This is a genomic window from Desulforamulus putei DSM 12395 (assembly GCF_900129195.1).
GTDB classification, from domain to species: domain Bacteria; phylum Bacillota; class Desulfotomaculia; order Desulfotomaculales; family Desulfotomaculaceae; genus Desulfotomaculum; species Desulfotomaculum putei.
Genome location: NZ_FQUY01000001.1, coordinates 103,749 through 121,631 on the forward strand (window position 1 = coordinate 103,749; position 17,883 = coordinate 121,631).

Annotated in this window: 19 protein-coding genes; 11 read left to right on the forward strand and 8 right to left on the reverse strand. The window is 47.8% G+C overall.

Annotation, left to right across the window (positions count from 1 at the left end; translation table 11 throughout):
• Complete coding sequence (locus tag BUB67_RS00430) at positions 1 to 1,260, reverse strand: HD-GYP domain-containing protein (RefSeq protein WP_073234013.1); 1,260 nt, start codon at positions 1,258 to 1,260, stop codon at positions 1 to 3.
• 474 nt (positions 1,261 to 1,734) lie between these two features.
• On the opposite strand from BUB67_RS00430, the gene BUB67_RS00435 reads away from it, so the two are divergent.
• A complete protein-coding gene (locus BUB67_RS00435) occupies positions 1,735 to 3,345 on the forward strand; it encodes a peptide ABC transporter substrate-binding protein (RefSeq protein WP_073234015.1) in 1,611 nt (536 codons plus the stop codon).
• A gap of 50 nt (positions 3,346 to 3,395) precedes the next feature.
• On the opposite strand, the gene BUB67_RS00440 is transcribed toward BUB67_RS00435, so the two are convergent.
• Complete coding sequence (locus tag BUB67_RS00440) at positions 3,396 to 3,680, reverse strand: hypothetical protein (RefSeq protein ID WP_143156975.1); 285 nt, start codon at positions 3,678 to 3,680, stop codon at positions 3,396 to 3,398.
• Positions 3,681 to 4,021: 341 nt separating this feature from the next.
• Here BUB67_RS00440 and BUB67_RS17105 point away from each other — a divergent pair, with 341 nt between their 5' ends.
• From BUB67_RS17105 to BUB67_RS00455, 3 genes are read left to right on the forward strand one after another with little or no spacing between them, the layout of a single operon-like run.
• Positions 4,022 to 4,432, forward strand: coding sequence for a MerR family transcriptional regulator (locus BUB67_RS17105; RefSeq protein ID WP_274377209.1), 411 nt, complete (start codon positions 4,022 to 4,024; stop codon positions 4,430 to 4,432).
• A gap of 33 nt (positions 4,433 to 4,465) precedes the next feature.
• A complete protein-coding gene (locus BUB67_RS00450; protein WP_073234019.1) occupies positions 4,466 to 5,434 on the forward strand; it encodes a sporulation protein in 969 nt (322 codons plus the stop codon).
• Positions 5,435 to 5,465: 31 nt separating this feature from the next.
• Positions 5,466 to 6,311, forward strand: a complete 846-nt coding sequence (locus tag BUB67_RS00455; RefSeq protein WP_073234021.1) for a zinc metalloprotease HtpX — start codon at positions 5,466 to 5,468, stop codon at positions 6,309 to 6,311.
• A gap of 216 nt (positions 6,312 to 6,527) precedes the next feature.
• Here BUB67_RS00455 and BUB67_RS15935 read toward each other — a convergent pair whose 3' ends face one another.
• Genes BUB67_RS15935 through BUB67_RS00485 form a run of 5 tightly spaced genes read right to left on the reverse strand, consistent with a single transcriptional unit; the run spans position 6,528 to position 10,301 of the window.
• Positions 6,528 to 7,826, reverse strand: a complete 1,299-nt coding sequence (locus tag BUB67_RS15935; protein ID WP_084127602.1) for a phosphatase PAP2 family protein — start codon at positions 7,824 to 7,826, stop codon at positions 6,528 to 6,530.
• Positions 7,819 to 8,646, reverse strand: a complete 828-nt coding sequence (locus BUB67_RS00470) for a hypothetical protein (protein WP_073234023.1) — start codon at positions 8,644 to 8,646, stop codon at positions 7,819 to 7,821. Before BUB67_RS00470 ends, BUB67_RS15935 begins: the two co-directional genes overlap by 8 nt.
• Positions 8,643 to 9,158: an anti-sigma factor family protein gene (locus tag BUB67_RS00475; RefSeq protein WP_073234025.1), complete on the reverse strand. Its 516-nt coding sequence runs from the start codon at positions 9,156 to 9,158 to the stop codon at positions 8,643 to 8,645. Before BUB67_RS00475 ends, BUB67_RS00470 begins: the two co-directional genes overlap by 4 nt.
• 1 nt (position 9,159) lies before the next feature.
• Positions 9,160 to 9,702 (reverse strand): RNA polymerase sigma factor, encoded by a 543-nt coding sequence (locus tag BUB67_RS00480; RefSeq protein ID WP_073234027.1) that lies wholly within the window; start codon positions 9,700 to 9,702, stop codon positions 9,160 to 9,162.
• 14 nt (positions 9,703 to 9,716) lie between these two features.
• Entirely contained in the window at positions 9,717 to 10,301 is a 585-nt protein-coding gene (locus BUB67_RS00485) for a phosphatase PAP2 family protein (protein ID WP_073234029.1), read from the reverse strand.
• Between the two features lie 237 nt (positions 10,302 to 10,538).
• On the opposite strand from BUB67_RS00485, the gene BUB67_RS00490 reads away from it, so the two are divergent.
• Positions 10,539 to 10,778 (forward strand): ATP-binding protein, encoded by a 240-nt coding sequence (locus tag BUB67_RS00490; RefSeq protein WP_238456897.1) that lies wholly within the window; start codon positions 10,539 to 10,541, stop codon positions 10,776 to 10,778.
• A gap of 6 nt (positions 10,779 to 10,784) precedes the next feature.
• Complete coding sequence (locus BUB67_RS00495) at positions 10,785 to 11,093, forward strand: hypothetical protein (protein WP_073234031.1); 309 nt, start codon at positions 10,785 to 10,787, stop codon at positions 11,091 to 11,093.
• Positions 11,094 to 11,987: 894 nt separating this feature from the next.
• Here the strand turns inward: BUB67_RS00495 and BUB67_RS00500 are convergent.
• A complete protein-coding gene (locus BUB67_RS00500) occupies positions 11,988 to 12,395 on the reverse strand; it encodes a helix-turn-helix domain-containing protein (protein ID WP_073234033.1) in 408 nt (135 codons plus the stop codon).
• A gap of 221 nt (positions 12,396 to 12,616) precedes the next feature.
• Between BUB67_RS00500 and BUB67_RS00505 the strand changes: the two genes are divergently transcribed.
• The 5 genes from BUB67_RS00505 (at position 12,617) to BUB67_RS00525 (ending at position 17,880) form a co-directional block, all read left to right on the forward strand.
• Entirely contained in the window at positions 12,617 to 12,796 is a 180-nt protein-coding gene (locus BUB67_RS00505) for a hypothetical protein (protein WP_073234035.1), read from the forward strand.
• 98 nt (positions 12,797 to 12,894) lie between these two features.
• A complete protein-coding gene (locus BUB67_RS00510; RefSeq protein ID WP_073234037.1) occupies positions 12,895 to 13,965 on the forward strand; it encodes a nuclease-related domain-containing protein in 1,071 nt (356 codons plus the stop codon).
• Between the two features lie 305 nt (positions 13,966 to 14,270).
• On the forward strand, positions 14,271 to 14,474 hold the full coding sequence (locus tag BUB67_RS00515; RefSeq protein ID WP_200798095.1) for a DEAD/DEAH box helicase family protein: 204 nt from the start codon (positions 14,271 to 14,273) through the stop codon (positions 14,472 to 14,474).
• On the forward strand, positions 14,444 to 14,623 hold the full coding sequence (locus BUB67_RS00520; RefSeq protein ID WP_238456898.1) for a D-Ala-D-Ala carboxypeptidase family metallohydrolase: 180 nt from the start codon (positions 14,444 to 14,446) through the stop codon (positions 14,621 to 14,623). The genes BUB67_RS00515 and BUB67_RS00520 overlap by 31 nt, the downstream gene beginning before the upstream one ends.
• 215 nt (positions 14,624 to 14,838) lie before the next feature.
• Positions 14,839 to 17,880: an ATP-binding protein gene (locus BUB67_RS00525; RefSeq protein WP_073234041.1), complete on the forward strand. Its 3,042-nt coding sequence runs from the start codon at positions 14,839 to 14,841 to the stop codon at positions 17,878 to 17,880.
• Positions 17,881 to 17,883: the final 3 nt, after the last annotated feature.

Consider the following 17,883-nt stretch of genomic DNA (forward strand, 5'->3'; position numbering starts at 1 on the left):
TTACCTCCCGGAGATTAACTCTTTCTCCTTTTCCCGTTTTAGGATATTGATAAAGGCTTGTACAACCACAGGGTCAAACTGGGCCCCTGCATGATTGATTAATTCGTTGATGGCTTGATCAGTGGTCATTGCTTTTCTGTACGGACGATTTGATGTCATTGCGTCATAGGAGTCCGCAACGGCCAATATTCTTGCTCCAAGTGGGATGTTCTCTCCCTTTAAACCCTGTGGGTAACCTCTGCCATCGTACCTTTCATGATGAAACAGAACCAGTTTTGCACCGGATTTATAAAAACGCAGGTTATTGACGATATTGTAACCCACCTGTGAATGGCTCTTTATTACCTCTCTTTCCTCTGAGGTTAAGGGCCCGTTTTTTAATAATATTGAATCCGGTATAGAGATTTTTCCAAGATCATGAACCCTGGCGGCAGTAACGAGGGTTTCAATTTTATCGGGAGGAAGTTGTAATTCTTCTGCTATTAGTTCGCAATATTTTGCTACCCTGTAAGAATGTTCGGCAGTATAGGAATCCCTTTTATCAATGATATCAGCAAGGACTTCAATGGTAGTTTTGATAGCCATCCTTAATTTGATGTAGTTCTCAAAATTGAAGTGAGCCATAGACAGCGGTAAAATAACAAATACTATGGACAGCGGTTCCACTGTATAACAGACAATAATAAGCAAACTAACTGTAACCAGGGTTACAATATGTAAAGCTTCCAGTTTAATGTCACTGGTTAATACTTTGTAGAATTTCTTTCCCTGGGCTAAAGAAATAATTCCAGAGACCAGTATGGAATTAACAATGACATATGTCAGGCAGCTAAGAAGCATGGCAGGAAAATATTCTTTGCGAAAGTTTAAGTGACCTGCCACTGGTACCAATAGTTCGTAAACAAGCCAGGAGACGTAAATGGTTATTGCAATTTGACTTATATTAAAAATTATTTTTTGTAAACCACGCTTTATATCTACTATCATGTTGGCAACTGTAGCGATCAAAACTGCCACAGGCCAACCAAAGAGAATTAGGGATGAGATGTGTACGGCACAGGATACTGATAACTGAATGTTGGATGGCATTGTTATTGGTTTAAGCTCAGCAGCAGTACAAAAAAGAATCCAAAAGAAATAAACCCATATAAATTCCAATCTCCAATGCGGTGCGGCGTTAAGAATTAAGCATAAACCCAGTAAAGCAATAACAATTTGGTATAAAATAAACGGCGTCAAGACTTTTTTTATTACAGTCATGTTCTGACTCTGACCTACATTTCCTTTCGTGTTTTAAGAAATAATTCTTAGTAAAATGCTAAAACCCTTCAAGCATGACAAATTTTTCTATAATATGTAGAATAAATAGAAGTTATGTCATAAATTCTTATTGTTTTTTTATGGACAAGTCTTTAGTTATTGATATAATAACTAGTAGGGAGAGTAACCATATTATGCCAAATAAGGGGGTATTGTTTTATGATGCGTTGGTTTGCTTATATTCCTTATTCTGTGCTTGTTCTTCTTTCATTAATTTATGCTTCAGGCGCTCCGAAGAGATGGTAATTCATTTTTAAAAAGCGTCTTCCTGCTAGATAGCATAATAGCAGTAAGACGCTTTTTATTTTTATTTTTCCATAACATTATGGATCATTGTACCCATTTCTGTAAAATTATTGTATAATTACTGTTAAAATATTGAAATATAACTACAAACCAACAGGGGGCGTAAGTTTGTCTACCGGGAGAAGGATTTGTGTTTTAGTATCTTTATTCTTACTTTTTTCCTTTATCAGTGGTTGTGGTGAAAAAAATCAACCCTCAGCCTTACGGGCCAAAGAGCAAGTAATAAGATACAACATTTGTGCCGAACCCAAAACCCTGGACCCCGCCAAAGCCAACGGAGTTCCGGAGGCCACTGTCATGTTGCAGTTGTTTGACGGGTTGACACGTTATGATGCCAATCAGCAAATTCAACCCGCCATGGCAGAGAGCTGGCAAATTTCGCAGGACGGGTTAACTTATACCTTTAAACTCAGGGATGCTAAATGGAGCAACGGGGAACCCGTAACAGCCCGGGATTTTGTTTATAGCTGGCTGAGGGCGCTGGCCCCGGAGACGGCTTCTGAATATGCCTATCAACTCTTTTATATTAAAGGAGCCGAAGAATATAACAGCGGCAAGGGTAAGAAAGAAGATGTGGGGGTGAAGGCCCTGGATGACAAGACGCTGCAGGTGGTTCTGAGGGCGCCGGCGCCCCAGTTTCTGGGCTTAACATCCTACATGACCTATTACCCGGTCTACCGAAAAAATGTAGAGAATAATGACAAGTGGTTTACCGATCCAAAACAGTATGTCTGTAACGGTCCTTTCAAGATGGTCAGTTGGGAACATAACCAGAAAATCACCCTGGAAAAGAACCCCTATTACTGGGATGAGAAAAATGTTAAGTTAAATAGACTGGAAATATACCTGATTGAATCCCTGCAAACCGGTTTTACCATGTTCCGGAGCAATCAACTGGAAATGCAAAACGAAGTGGCGGTACAGGAACTGAAATCTTTGCAGGGAAGCAAAGAGCTGCTGATTGTGCCGGATGCTTCCATCGATTACTACCAGTTTAATTTATCCCGTAAGCCCTTTAATGACGCGAGGGTAAGAAAAGCCTTGGCCATGGCCATCGACCGTAACCAGATTGTCAAATATATCTTACAGGCGGGACAGAAACCTGCCTATGCCTTTGTACCCTATGGCATGGCCGGTGTGGAAGAAAAGGATTACCGGCAAGAGGGCGGCGATCTTTTTAAGGAAGACATTGAGACAGCTAAAAAACTTCTGGCAGAAGCCGGTTATCCAGATGGGAAGGGGTTCCCCAAAGTAACCCTGCTGTATAATAATAACGAAAACATCCACAAAGTGGCCCAGGCCGTTCAACAGATGTGGAAGAAAAACCTCGGCATCGAAGTGGCTTTACAGAATGTAGAGTGGCAGGTCTATTTGGACCGTCAAGCACAACAGGACTTTGACATTACCCGGACAGCCTGGAGTCCGGACTACCTTGACCCCATGACATTTATCGATTTATTTGTCAGCAACGGTGGCAACAATAATACCGGCTGGAGTCACCCAGCGTACGATAGACTGGTGAGCGAGGCCAATTCCACCGGCGACCAGAAGACTAGAATGGAAGCCATGCACAAGGCCGAAAAAATCTTGATGGACCATATGCCGGTGATGCCGATCTTCTTCTATACCCACCCCGTATTGATAAAAGAAAACATTAAAGGGGTTATTACGCCTTCCTTTGGAACCTATGCTGATTTTAAATATGCTTATGTGGAATAACGGCATGAAAAAAACCTTACCCAATTTTACAAAGGGTAAGGTTTTTTACTTTATACTTCAATATCAACATATTCCGTATGGCTATAACCTTCCCCGTCACATTGGAACGCATAACACAAAAAATCTTCTACATTGTCAAAGAGTTTTTGGTCTCTGTTTCTCACTACAACCTTCTCATGGCCGCTATAATGGAACTCTTCCGGCCTGCCGAAGATGGGAATGGCACGAAAGTCCAGCTCTCCATCGCCTATGTTTTCCAGGTACTGGGCAAACTCCTCTAATGTTGTGAAGCGAATGCGTTCCCTTTTTAACGTTGCAGCACTTCGTTCTTTCAAAGTGTAGGACCTCCCCCGGGGGTTCAGTGTTTCAAATTTTAGCTTTATAAAATAATTTAGCCATAAGGATAATAAATCATTCAACCGGGTTATGAAAACAAAAATGGCATTAAAGCATATGGTCAGAGACAGCAAATACCGGCACCTATTATAAAGGATGAGCGCGCAGGACTCGGGAGTATTCCCGGGGTTTTTTATTTTGAAATTTAAATAAATTTAAATAAAAATTTTCTAAAACAGCATAACGTTAAACTGTACAGTTTACTGGTAATAATGTATAATAATGGGGAGGTGATTAAATTGGGGAGGTAAAGAAATACAGGATTGGGGAGATTGCGGAATTGGCCGGGGTTAGCAGAAGAACCATCGATTATTATACAAATCTTGGTCTCCTGAAGCCCCTGAGGTCAGAGAGTCACTACCGTTATTATACCGAAGAGTCCCTCTGGCGCCTTAAACTAATTGAGGGGATGAAGAAGCAGAGATATACGCTGGAGGAGATAAAACAAAGACTCGACCTTCTGGAAAGCGGGAACCAGCCCAAAGAAACAAAACATCAAGGAACCCTCGACATTAATTTTTTAAAGGAACAGTTTAAAATGCTGGAAGGGCAGCTGGCACAGCTGCAGCCGCTGGTAAACAGCACGGATGTCAACCAGGCTGCTCTTATAACCAAGCAAGTAGTAATGCAAAGCATGGCGGTTATTCAATCGTTAATTTTATATATTAACGAAGCAGTGCCTTTTATTTAGAAAATTTTTTCTAAGAAGGAGTGTTCGTGTCCCATGTTTAAAAAACTGATGGCCAGCCTTGGTGTGGGAGCCGCAAGGGTCAATCTGGTACTGGACAATGAACAATGCCGGATCGGCGAGAAGTTGACAGGAAAGGTCTTGATCGAGGGCGGAAATGTAGACCAGGGGATCCATGCCCTGGATGTTGACATTGTCATGAAATTTACCGTCAGGGGTAAAGAGTTTACCCGGACGGTGGATACCGTAAGGGTAGCCCGGGATTTTCGCATCAAAGCCAGGGAAACCAGGGAAATCCCCTTTGAGCATGCCATACCCATTTTCTACCCGGTTTCTAAAGGATCTGTGTCCTATTCCCTGGCAACCAGGATGGATATTGCCCAGGCTGTGGATACCGGCGACACAGACAGGCTGGTTGTGCTGCCGAGCCGGGAAATGACAATGGTATTTAATGCCTTGGAAGCCCTGGGATTCAAAGAAAAAATCGGCTCGGGGAAAATCGGGAAACTGGGGCAGCAATTTGAGTTTTATCCCTCAACCCTGTTTGCCGAACAGCTACAGGAGCTGGAACTTAATTTTTATTTGGAAAACAACAGTATGAAGCTGTTTATGGAATTGGAATTGACCGGCGGCTATATGAGAAACGGTCTTGAACACCATGCCGAACTGGATTTGCCTGCCGAGTTGTTGTCCGGCGGTTCCGTACAGGGGATTGCTGATTTCATAAGGGAGTTCCTGGAAAATGAATTAAACCGGGTCTCCATCCAGGGCCCCCGGATGGCGCCCAGTTATCATAACGTTCAACCGCATACCCATGGCCCCGGCTTTGGCGGCTTTATGGGCGGCATGGTGGCCGGTATGCTCGGCGGGGCGATGCTGGGAAGCCTCTTCGACGGCGACGAAAACGAGGAAGCCGGTGACAATGGCGCTGGCGAAGAAGGTTCGGAAGATGGGTTTGACTTCGGCTTGGGGGATTTCATGGACTTTGGAGACGATGAATTTTAGAGAATATATTCATCTTTAGGGGGGAGTGGAGATGAACACCTTAAAAGTATGGCTCTTAATGGGCACCCTTTCAATTTTGCTTGTTTTGATGGGCAATGCCATTGGCGGTAAAAGCGGCGCCATTATGTTCTTTCTGATCGCCATGGCCATGAACTTCTTTGGTTACTTTTACAGTGACACACTGGCCATAAAAATGACCGGTTCTTACCCGGTGTCCGAAGCGGAAGCCCCGCAGCTTTATGCCATGGTTAGGAAGCTGTCCCAGCGGGCCGGCTTGCCCATGCCGAAGATATATATACAACCGTCCCATCAACCCAACGCCTTTGCCACCGGGCGCAATCCGTCCCATTCGGCGGTGGCGGTCACCGAAGGTCTTTTACAGCTCTTAAGCCCCTCGGAACTGGAAGGTGTTTTGGCCCACGAACTGGCGCATATCAAGAACCGGGACGTGCTGGTGGGAACCATCGCAGCCGCTCTGGCCGGGGCCATCAGCATGATAGCCAATGTCCTGCAGTGGGGTGCTATCTTCGGGATGGGAAGAAATAATGATGAGGAAGAAGGGGGCGGCATGGTCGGAGGGCTGATTATGGCCATGGTGGCTCCCATTATCGCCATGATCATTCAAATGGCCATCTCCCGCTCGAGAGAATACATGGCCGATGCCACCGGCGCACAGATTGCCGGCTCAACGGAAGGATTATCCAATGCCCTGTTAAAATTAGAATCAGCGGCACACCGGATACCGATGGCCGTTAATCCGGCAACTTCCCACCTCTTTATCATCAATCCTCTTGCCGGGGCGTCTATAGCCAGGCTTTTCAGCACGCACCCGCCCATTCAGGAAAGGGTAGAAAAGCTCCGGAGATTAAGGGTATAGAATAAGAATGATAATCCCCTGGCTGGATACCCGGCCAGGGGATTAAATTCTCTCTAACGTTTTACTATCCACAGCAAGGTAAAACTAATCGTAGAGTAATAAACATTGAGCCGCCGGGAGCTTTGCTTTTATAGGAAAAGAGATAGTACCTGTTAAAAAACAGTAAGCGTCAAACTGTACCCACCTGGTTTTATGTTTCTTTCATCGGCAGTATCGTTACCGGGGCGGAGGCTGCTTTCCTTTGTAGTACCGAATGGTTTGCAGTCCCAGGATGCACCCCACCAACCAAAAGCCTCCGGCGGCAAAACCCGCCAGCACATCGCTGGGGTAATGGACCCCCAGGTAAATCCGGCTTATACCGATGGCCACTACCAGTAAGGCAAAGGCAAGGGTTGAAACCGTTCTAAGGCAGCCGGACGTTAAATTAATCCAAATGAGGTAGGCCAGCATACCATACAAAGCAAAGGATACCATCGCGTGACCGCTGGGAAAACTGTACCCGGTTACCTCCACTAAACGAGCCGCGTCAGGACGAGTGCGTTGAAAAAGCCCTTTTAACAATTCGTTCATGAGCCAGCTACCTGCTAGAGCCGTCCCCACCATCGTGGCGTCCCAGATATGTTTTTTCACCAACAACAGCACAACCGCCACGAGTGCAAAGCCGATCATCACCGGCGGGGAACCTATGTTGGTAATGACCTTCATCACCGTAGTCATGACGGGGCCCTGGAGGGTATGCACAATCCCAATGACGATCTGATCAAAAAGTTTTAATTCATTGTCCAGCAAATCCTCTGCCAGCTTGGCAAAGAGCAGCATAAAGCCAACACCCAGCGCCAAACCTACGACTAAAAAGTTCCCAAAGGCCCCCAGGGGCGAGATTTTCTTTTTATAAAATTCTTCCACTTTCTTCCTCAAGGAAAGCCACAGCGTTTGAAAATAGTTTACCGTTTTAGTATGCCGAAAAACCAGGTACAAAAGGAGAATGAGGACAGTGACGGAGATGGTGATGATTTCCAAATAGGAGCTAAGCAGGGTATTGGCCGCAGACCCCAGGAAATAGATAAGAAAACCCTCCAAAAAGAAGCGGGCACCCCGGCTAAGGAGGGAAGCCAGGAGGAACACCCCTTTGTTAATACGGAACAGCCCGGCACCAATGGTAAACACCTTGTAGGGAATGGGAGTAAAACCGGCGATGGCCACTGCCCAGCCGCCGTAGCGGTGGAACAGTTTCTCCATTTTCCGTATCCTTTCGTGGGCCACCCAGCGGTCCAAGAGGGGTCGGCCAGCCTTGGTGCCAATGAAATAGCCAAAGACTCCTCCCAGGACCGAGCCAACGGTGGTCACCAGGGCATACCACGGAGCCAGTCTTGGCTCCTGTAGGGACATGGCGATCAGCAAGACATCCGGCGGCACCGGAAAAAAGGAGGATTCTGCAAAGGCCAACAAAAATAACCCGAAGGGTCCGTAAACCAGGAAGGTCTCCGCCGCGTAATGCAGCCACTGGCTAAGCATGATGATCCCCCTTCCCAGGCAGCAGACTGGCGGCCACCGCGCCCAGGGCAAAGACCAGGACCAGGATGCCCCAGAGGACACCCAGGACCGGGAAATTAAAAAGGGCCACCAAGAACAAAGACCCGATGAGAACTTGGTAAAGGGGCTTCTGGCCCCAGGCAAAATTTTTTAACAGCAGCTCTCCGGTGAGAAGGCTTAAAGCCGAGAGCCCCACCGGCAGCAGGGCCAAAAGCAAAAGCCCCAGCAAAAGAGCCAACGGGATGCCCCAGACGGTTACCACCAGGGCCAGGAAAACCAGCCCCAGACCAAGAGCACCAAAGAAGCCCAGGAGGCCCACTTTGACGGTGCCGCTCTGTAGAGCGCCTTTGGCCCGGTTCATTCGGTTTTTTAGGACAAAGAGAGAAATCAGACTGGCCAGGAAAACATACAGGGCCAGGGCCAGCTTCGCCAGTTCCAGCAGCACAAAGGCCCCGGCCCCCAGCAGCAGACTGTTGAGATTTTCATTGGCCAGGTTAATGTGAAAGATGCCCTTGCCGACAGCGGCCCCCGGCTCCTGGTTCAACTGCCCTCCGATAAGAAAAATCCGATCCTGGATGCGGGCGGTTTTGGTCAGGGTCAGGTTGCCGTTAATGACAACCACTTCATCCTCCACCACCCCGGCGATAATACCGTCTTCCCCATAAAGAAAAACATTTTCCACCCGCTGCCCTTCCTGCACAACTCGGTTCAGGTGATAAAAGGGCTCATCGGCCCGGGCAGGGGCAGCGTGGGTTCCCGATAAAAATAATAGCGTTACTAAAACCATCAAGACTTGCTTCATGAAATCAACTCCTCCTGGGACAAAGTGGCATAAATACGTCCAAAACCATAAAACGCAACCAACGCTCCTGCCAGCAGCGCCAAACCCGTCACGCCGTTAACGGCCCCCGGAGGCACCTGGCGGCTGATTTTTACCACCAGGGAGGCAAGGAGGAAGAAATCCTTTACCACCACCGAGAAAAAACCCAGTATGACAGGGCCAAAGAGAACAAACAACGCTCCAAAGGCCAGAAGGCTCAAGAGCCCCCAGGAGCGGAGCAGCCGGGTTAAGGGCAGGTCGCTGACGGTTTGACTTGCCTGCAGGCGGTCCATAATTTGCGCCGTAAGCCAAGGGTTCACCGACGGGCGGGGGAGTGCCTGAACAGCCCCGGACAGAGCTTGTAGTTGGTTTAGGGACTCCCGGCAGCGGGCACAGGAGCGGAGATGTTGTTCAAAGGCCAGGGCTTCCTCCGGGGGCAGTTCCCCGTCCAGGTAGGCCGATACATTTTCTTCGCAGCACATGACATCGACCATTTTAGCAGCCTCCTTCGATTAATTTCTTCGACAACAGTTTGCGGGCACAGTAAATCCGGGACTTTACCGTTCCCAGTGGGATGTCCAATACCTCGCTAATTTCCTGGTAGGAATAATCCTCCCATTCCCGGAGGATCAGGGCCGCCCGGTACTCGTCCGGGAGAGTTTTCAGGGTTTGGGCCACGTGTACCTGCTTCTCCTTTTTTAAGAGGAAGTATTCCGGACCCTCGGTTATGCTGCACCCTGCCGCAGGCAAGTCTTCCAAAGGGATGGTTTTAAACCGCCCCTTTTCTTTGGCACGCCGCAAGGCCAGGTGGGTGACAATTTTGCCAAACCAGCTTCGAAAGGTTTCCGGTGCCTTCAGTTGCCCGATATGATGATAAACCTGTAAGTAAGCCTCCTGCAGAATCTCCTCAGCATCCTGCGGGTCCTGCAAAATACCGTAGGCAATATTCAACCCCCGCTGCCGGGTGCTCTCTACCAGCTTTTCAAAGGCTTTTATATCGCCCCGTTGTAGCTGCTCGATAAGTGAAACTTCGACCAACGGGTAAACCTCCCTTAGACCCCGGCAGACCTACGGGTGAAACCTTCCACTAGGGCAATCACTTTATCGGCTGTGCCGTCCATATAGGGCCAAAGTTTGTTGGCCAGATGACTTCCTAAAAGACCGGTGGCAACTCCTCCCACAACGTCAAGGGGGTAATGGGTCCCGCAATAGACCCTGGAAAAGATTATAATTAGGGATAGGGGTGTCAATAGTATGCCCCAACCTTTATGGACCCTCATGATGCTGGCGTTCACCGAAGATGCCCCGGTGGCATGGTCACTGGGAAAAGAGGGATCCGGGGACCGATCCAGCAGCAGAGTCACCTCATGGGTGGCAAAGGGTCTGGGCCGAAAGTAAAGCAGGCCAATGAGTTGGTTCAGCCCCAGGGCGATGGCGGCGCTAAAGCATACTTTCAGCACCCCTTTGCGGCGGAGGCCCCTTTGCTCGGGCCGGGTCCTCTGGAACCACAGGGCTGCCAGGGCCAGACCATAGAGGAGAAATCCCCACCTGGTAAATGCCAGCATGAAAACGTCCAGTAGGTGGACATGACCCGCCAGGCTGTTGATTTGGACAAAGAGATGGTAATCGAAACTCATTTGATCAACCTCCTTTCATTTATTCCACTTATAAAGAGACAAATCAAGCTCCAAAAGTTCGCGGAGATATAAAAAAATTAAGGGTCTATTTATGAACAATCTTTCTCTCCTGTAACCGCTGAAGTGAAAAGCCCGAAAGCTGATGGGATTGCCTGTCCAGAAGTTGAGGGATATAATGACCATATTGACATATGACCCAGGGAGGCGGAAGACCGTGTTTGAGTCATTCTATGGATTGTGTGCCATACGCCGTTCTCCCGGGATATTCCCACAGACCAATTATATCCCTCGGTCATGCTGGAGGAAACACTGGGAAGACTGGAATATGCTGCACAGTGTCAGTTATTTGCCGTTGTAACCGGCGACTGCGGAACAGGGAAAACGACGACCATTCGCCGATTTGCGGAGAAACTGGATCCTGCGAAGTTTAAGGTGCTGTACCTGTCGGGTTCCAAGCTGACGCCACGGCACTTTTAGGGCCTGTTGAAGCAACCGGGGTGCGAGGCCATTCAGGAAACTTTGCTGGCCGGCTATGTATGCAAAAAGCCCAATAGCCGTTTCCCGGTCTTTGCCTTCCGGCTTCATGCCTTTATCAGCCGCGGCGATACCGTTTATGCCTCATTGGAACCGGCGGACAAGCGCTATATCACCCTGGATGGCCAGCAATTTGTGCCGAATGACCGGGAGAAGATCTTGCTGCCGCTGGCCTTTTGCCGGGCATGCGGTCAGGAATATTACATGGTCAAGGTCGCGAAGGATAAAAAGTCCGGCGAAACCGTCTCCACCATATAGATACCTGATTGTTTGCGAAGGGAAGGAATCAGAACCGAATTATTTTGAAGGCATTAAAAGAAAAATCAATGCAAAGTACACCCAACGTATTATAAGGGGTGATCTTGAGCAAGCAATCAAATGGAGCGAAAAACTCCTCGAAATGCATGAAGAAATGGGGAACACATATTCAAAAGCAAAGATGAAGCCAGCAACTACTGTGTTTGAATTGGTAAGAGAATTAAGCCAGTATTTTTGAGGGAGATTTGTTTACTTATAAGCAAAATCTCCCTTTTTTACCAATAATACTTTTAATTTCAAAAAACCGATGCTATAATGGACTTCTGAAATGGATGCGCTCAGCTTAACGGGAACCAGAAGAAGGGATGGACCAAACCTATTATGCTCAGTAAAAATATACCACACTGAGCATTAGAGATATCTGGGCCGGAGAATGAGGTGGTTTAGGGAAGGCTGTGAACAATATTTTCCTCTATCTAATTCATTGTAAAAAGTGGTAAATTACCGGGGTGATTACTAATGCGGCCAGCCGGAAAATATTCCCGGAATTAAAATACCGATGCGGGAGAACGGTTAATTCATTCTCTTCCAGCATCGGTGTTTGTATAGATGGGATTATGCAAAGCTTAGCCTAATCCTCCCTGCGGTGTGCCTTCATCTGTAGCAAATTCCACCCCTTTTTCCATGTAGCCAGCCTTTAATATTTTTCTGATTAGGCGGTGTATGGACAGTCCAAGCAGTTATGGTATGTTGTATTTTCTAAATAAACATTCAGCATCTTTTTTCCCTTCCGACAACTGGACGCAAACTTTGCTGATTTTCTCACCTCCTTGTCTCTAAATAACTAATTATAAACACAGTAATATTACAGACAATAATATTTTTGCGACACAATCATTCTCCTTTTCTATTTTTTCGCCTTGCGACAATTAATTTGATTGCCTCGATTTCTTTTTCTGTCAGGCCTTCATCGTACAATGTTTTCGCTAGTTCCAGGTAAGGCACTGCCTTATCTAATACAAGGAAGTTTTTTATTTCTTCTGGCAGGTGAGTTGTTGTGATTTTATCTGGCGCCACTACGTTGTCTTTAGCGAAGAAATATGATTCATCAACGCCCAGCGCTTTGCTTATTACTCTTACAGCCTTTAGGCTGGGCATGATGAAGCCGCCTTCCAGCCTGGAGATGTAAGACTGGCTGTGACCCGTCCTATCTGCCAATTCTTCCTGCCTTATTCCTCTCTTTATTCTCAATTCTTTGATTTTTTCTCCTATTTTCTCAACCATTAAAATGCTTCTTCCCATTTTTACACCTCCTCTCTTTAAAACTTTAATGATTATTACTGTAATGTGCAAGCGTTGTAATTTTAAAAAAAGGAATAAAACCTGTTGACTATTAGACACTTTTTTGAAGTTGGGATTGTTCCAACGGCAGAGGTATTGTGTACAGCCAGGCTATGAGTGTTTAAGTCGGGACGTGGGCGAAATCAAATAGGAGCTTAAAAAACAGGTAAGGGGGCTATTTTATGCGGGAGAAGCCTGTTATTGTGTTGGATCCCGGCCACGGTGGGAAAGACCCCCGGGCGGTTGCAAGAGAACCACGGCAGGGTGCGGCCAGGACCCAGAGGAGAGGCCGATCCCGGAGGATGATTCGCAAGCAGCAAGCTGCCGAAAGTTATCGACAGGTACAGGAGTATTACAAATAATAAAATTATCTTCTTAATCGAGCAGTTCCGACAAATTATCCAAAGGAATTAACGGCTGGACAAAGAAAAAATGAACAGCAAAAACTTAGGAGGATGTCATGGTTGCCCGTTTAGTACATCAGGATGATGGAATAAGAGAAGAATTCCTGAAGCGAATAAAGGCGAAGGTACAGGCTGAAAGAGAAGCAATGAAAGGAAGGCTTGAGGAGGCAGTTCCTTCTCTCCTGGCAACTGTTTTAAAGCCGGTTTTCGGTGTAGCCTTTGATATTTCCAGGGGGATAGATAAATTCAAAGGCAATAGTGGAGAGGTTAACGTATCTGTTAAATTAAGGCTGGGCCTGTCCGACGAATGGGTACTGATGAATGATGTTATTGTGGGACCGGAACCCGAGGTCTTTGCCCAGACTGATCATGTTTTGATTGGACCGCCGGGGCTTTTCATTATTGAGACCAAAGCCTGGCAGGGCGCCTTTTCTGGCTATAAAGATTACTGGAAGCGAAAAGAAGGCAATCAGTGGGTGAAGTGTGAAAGCCCAACCAAGCAAAACCAGCGGCATGTACGCCTTATCAGAAAATGGCTGGAAGGGACCGGATTGTTGAAAATTAATGAACTGCCGGAAGGATGGATTCAACCGGCGGTAGTTTTTACTAACGCATCATGGCTCAAGGTAACTGAATGTTCCATGCCGGTTTTTGACGGGCCGCTTCAGTTGCTGGGTTATCTCCGGCAACAGAAAACAAGAATTCTAACCCCGGAGCAAATTGATAAAATAGCTGGGCTGCTGGCATACCCCGCCGTGGCCAAAGCCTTTACCAACAAGGAAATACAATTGTTATATGATGAACAGGCAGTGACCGAACTGCAAAAAGGTCAGCAGTCAATAGCAAATCTCTCAGCGGAGCAGCCAGTGGTTGAGGAAGGAAAGAATAAAGATGGTCGCAAATTTGTGAGGATTACCGGCACAGTGGAGCAGGCCAAAGAAATTAGGCAAAAGTATCTCCAGGAGGGTCAAAACCCCGGAAAGTTAAGCAAAGATAGATACAAACAGGGGATTTTTTATTTTATATTGAGGCGTAGAAAGCAAGTAGGGATACAATGTTTCAGTCCTATAGTCGCTGAAAACCCAAGTTGCAATTCGCATTTTCACAGCAAATTATTAAAGTACTGAGCAGCTTTTTAGCTATTTAGTTTTCGCAAATATGTCTGTTGTAAAAAATACAATAGGTAAGGTTAACGGTGCCTTCATTGAAGTGAATTTATCAGCCGAAAGTATTGAAAGCTTTTGTTATCAGGTGTTGCAGGCTGTGGAGTTATCGACCGAAGATTGGAAAGTGGAGGTTGCCTGACATGACAACCTGTTACCACGCCAAATACCTTGTCCACGCCTAAACCTGTGAGCCTCCTCCGATTACCTTGACGAACTGCCCCATACAAATGCCAACACTCGGGTGGATTTAAATTCCCACCAGGTGGATGCCGCTATTCGCCCTGCGCTCCCCTTTATTCCAGGGGGTTATACTAGCGGATGAAGTTGGTTTTGGTAAGACCATCGAAGCGGGGCTGGTTCTTTCCCGGCGCTGGGCTGAGCGAAAACGCAAAATCTTATTGATTTTAACGGCTACCGCTGCCCGGCCCACAACCGGGCGGTGGGCGGTGCCGCTAATTCTTACCATTTAAAAGGCATGGCGGCGGACATCCGGGTGCTTGGTTTGGCGGCTGAAGAAGCAGCCAGCCTGGCGGAGCAGGCGGGCTTTGACGGCATCGGCTTTACCAGCAGCAGGGTCCATGTGGACGTGCGGAGCTGGCGGGCCAAGTGGCAGGGGTAAAATAAAAATCATTTCAAACCAACTTTCACGTCAGTGGGTTGTTTTTTTTGTTACCGACAAACTGAATTAAATCAAAAACCTGCAAAGAAATGATGCTTAAAACATTTTAACGCTCATACAGGTATCACAAACAACATGCAGAATAATAAAAACATCAACAAGTGTCAATTGTCCAGTCAAATCAATTGGCAATAATTGGTAACAGGAGTGGTCAAATGGAAACGGTTTTTCAAACTTGCCAACCCCGCCAGGAGGTACTGGAAGGGCGGGTGGAGGCAGACATTTTTGCTGCCAAACTATCCGACGTGATGCATAACAAAGCTCCGGATGTTTACGGAAACCCGGAAAAATTCTTTGCCCAAACCTTTCCCACCGGTGGCCTTACCACGTTAATAGAAGAAGTATTTGGCCGCCTCAGCGGAGTTCGTTCCAGCAATAACCCTATCATTCGGCTGGAAACATCTTTTGGTGGTGGTAAAACCCATAGCCTGATTGCTTTGTACCATTTGGCCAGGCAAGGGCGGAACATACAAGGCATAGAACAACTGGCTGATCCGGGGGTTATACCCAACAACGCAACCGATGTAGCCGCTGTGGTGGGCAGCGACCTGGATCCCCAGAATGGTATAGAGCATGCTGACGGCATCGTTACCTACACCATGTGGGGGGAGATTGCCTACCAACTGGCAGGACCCACCGGTTATAAAATTATGGAAGAAAACGATCGCTCAGGTATCGCTCCCGGTACCCAGCGGTTAGATAAATTAATCGGCAACCGGCCCACCTTAATTATGATTGATGAAATTGCCCGCTATTACCGGGCCGCCAATGGAAAAATGGTGGGTCAGGATACCCTGGCGGGGCAGACTGTGGCCTTTATGCACACCCTTCTGGAGTTTGCTGCCAGCAAGGAAAGGGTAGTGGTGGTTTATACACTGGCGGAAACCAGTGATGCCTATGCCTCCGAAACCGAGGATTTGAAGACTGCTTTACGGGAAACCTCCCGGGTTTCCGCCCGCTTGGAAAAGGTACTGCGGCCCACTGCGGAGACCGAGATTGCCGCTATTGTTAAACGTCGCCTCTTTACCCGGGTGGATGAAAGTGCCGGTGCAGCAGTGGCGCAGGAGTTTTTTGACTATTATCGTAAGGCCCATGAACAAGGAGTGGCACTGCCACAAAAGGCTATGCGGGTAGAATATAAAGACGAGTTATGCCGCAGTTACCCCTTCCACCCTGAACTGCTGGATACCCTGAACCGAAAGACAGCTACTATCCAAAATTTTCAAAAAACCAGGGGTGCCCTGCGTCTCCTGGCCAGCGTAATTCTAAACCTCTGGCAACAAAAGGAAGCGGATACATATCTGATCCACCCCCATCATGTGGAACTGGCAGTGCCCATCATTCGGGACGATCTGACCAGCCGTTTGGGGCGGGATGCCTTTACTTCCGTCATTGAAGCAGATATATTTAGTGAAAAGCAAGATACCCACGTCCAGGAAATCGACCAGGACTGGCTGTCCAAAGACAAGCCTCCCTTGGGTAAACGGGTGGCCCAAACGGTTTTTCTGCATAGCATCACCCAGGGCGTTGCCTCCGGTGTAGAACCGGCTTTATTAAATTTGGCGGTTGGGCAGCCGGGGCTGGATTACCAATTTATCAGCAAAGCCCTAACAGACCTGGAAAAAACCTGCTGGTATATGGAGTTTGACGGGGCCCGCTACCGGTTTAAAACCGAACCGTCCATCAACAAAATAGTCGCCGACGAAACCGACAACTACACCAAGGCAGTGGCTAAACAGGAACTGGCTGCCCGCATTAAAAACTATTACGCTGAAAAGCATTTCAAACCGGTTTTCTTTCCTGAAGGGCCGGAAAGTGTGGACGATGATACCGGCAAGCCTAAACTGGTGATTATACATTTTGACAGTGAAACGGTCAATGCCAGCCAGAGCCAGGCTTATGATGATCCGCCGGTGCTGGTGGACCGCATTTACCAGAAGGCCGGTGCACAGCAGGCCTTCCGCATAAACCAAAATAACTTGATTTTTCTGGTGGCCAACGCCAACGAAGTAGCCCCGATGATCGAACAAGCCCGCAAGTACAAAGCCCTGGCGGCCTTAACCGATAAAGAAAGGCTCAAGGACTTTACCAAAGAGCAGCGAGAGGAATTGAAAAACCGGGCGGCGGCCGCCGAGCTGGACCTGAAAGTCCGTGTGGCTTCGGCCTACCGGCACCTGTTCTATCCCAGCGGAGAGGCCGGTGCGGTGGCCGGCCTGGCCCAGCATGTGCTGCCACCCCAGGATGTGGGTCAAATCAATAATACCAACCAGCAGGACTTGCTGCTGCAGGTATTATCGGAACTGGGCAAGACCCTGACCTCCCAGGACAAACCCCTGGCGGCAGCCTACGCCCAGAGCAAGATTTGGACCGGCACCAAAGAAGAAATGACCACCGAGGAATTCCGGCAGGCTTTCTGCCAGAAGCGGGTATTGCCCATCCTGTTTGATCCGGAACAGGTGAAAGAAACTATTAAAGAGGGCGTGCAAAAGGGCCTGTGGGTTTATTATAACGGCCAGAAGGCCTTTACCCGGGATAATGCCGCTGGCTTAATGGTACAATTAACCCCCGGCCATAAGCTCTATACCAGAGAAAAGGCGTTACGAGACGGCATCCTGGAAAGGCCAAAACCAGCCCAACCGGCGACCGGAGGCGGCGGTACGACGGGCCCCAAACCTCCCAAACAGGTGTGTCCTCTCTGCGGCCAAAACCCCTGTGTTTGTCTTAATTCCGGTGGGGGTGAGGGGTACTTCCATGAGAAAAAGCCTCTGGTGGCTGCCGGGGTTCCCAACAAAGCCTTTGCAGATTTAAGGGACCTCTGCGAAAAGGAAAAGGTTGAGGCATTGGCCAGCCTCACCATTAAATTAAAGGATATCAAGTCCGTCCAGGCGGTAGCCTTGATGCTGCCCCAATACCAGAAGCAAAATCCGGTTATCGAGCAGGACTTTACAGTGGAACTACCCGATGGCAGCCTGGAGTTGAAATTTAGCGGTGGCTGGCAAAATTACCGGGAAGTAAAGAACTTTACCGAGCGGCTGGCCAAATCAGCCAGGGAAACTTATGTGGAAACCAGGCTGACCTTTGAGTATCCCGAACCGGTTTCTCCGCATGGGGAAGAGCTGGCCAAGATGAATGAATCGCTCAATACCTTTAAAGTGGAAAAAATAGAAATTGAGGCTAAAGAGACAAAGGATGAATAGTCA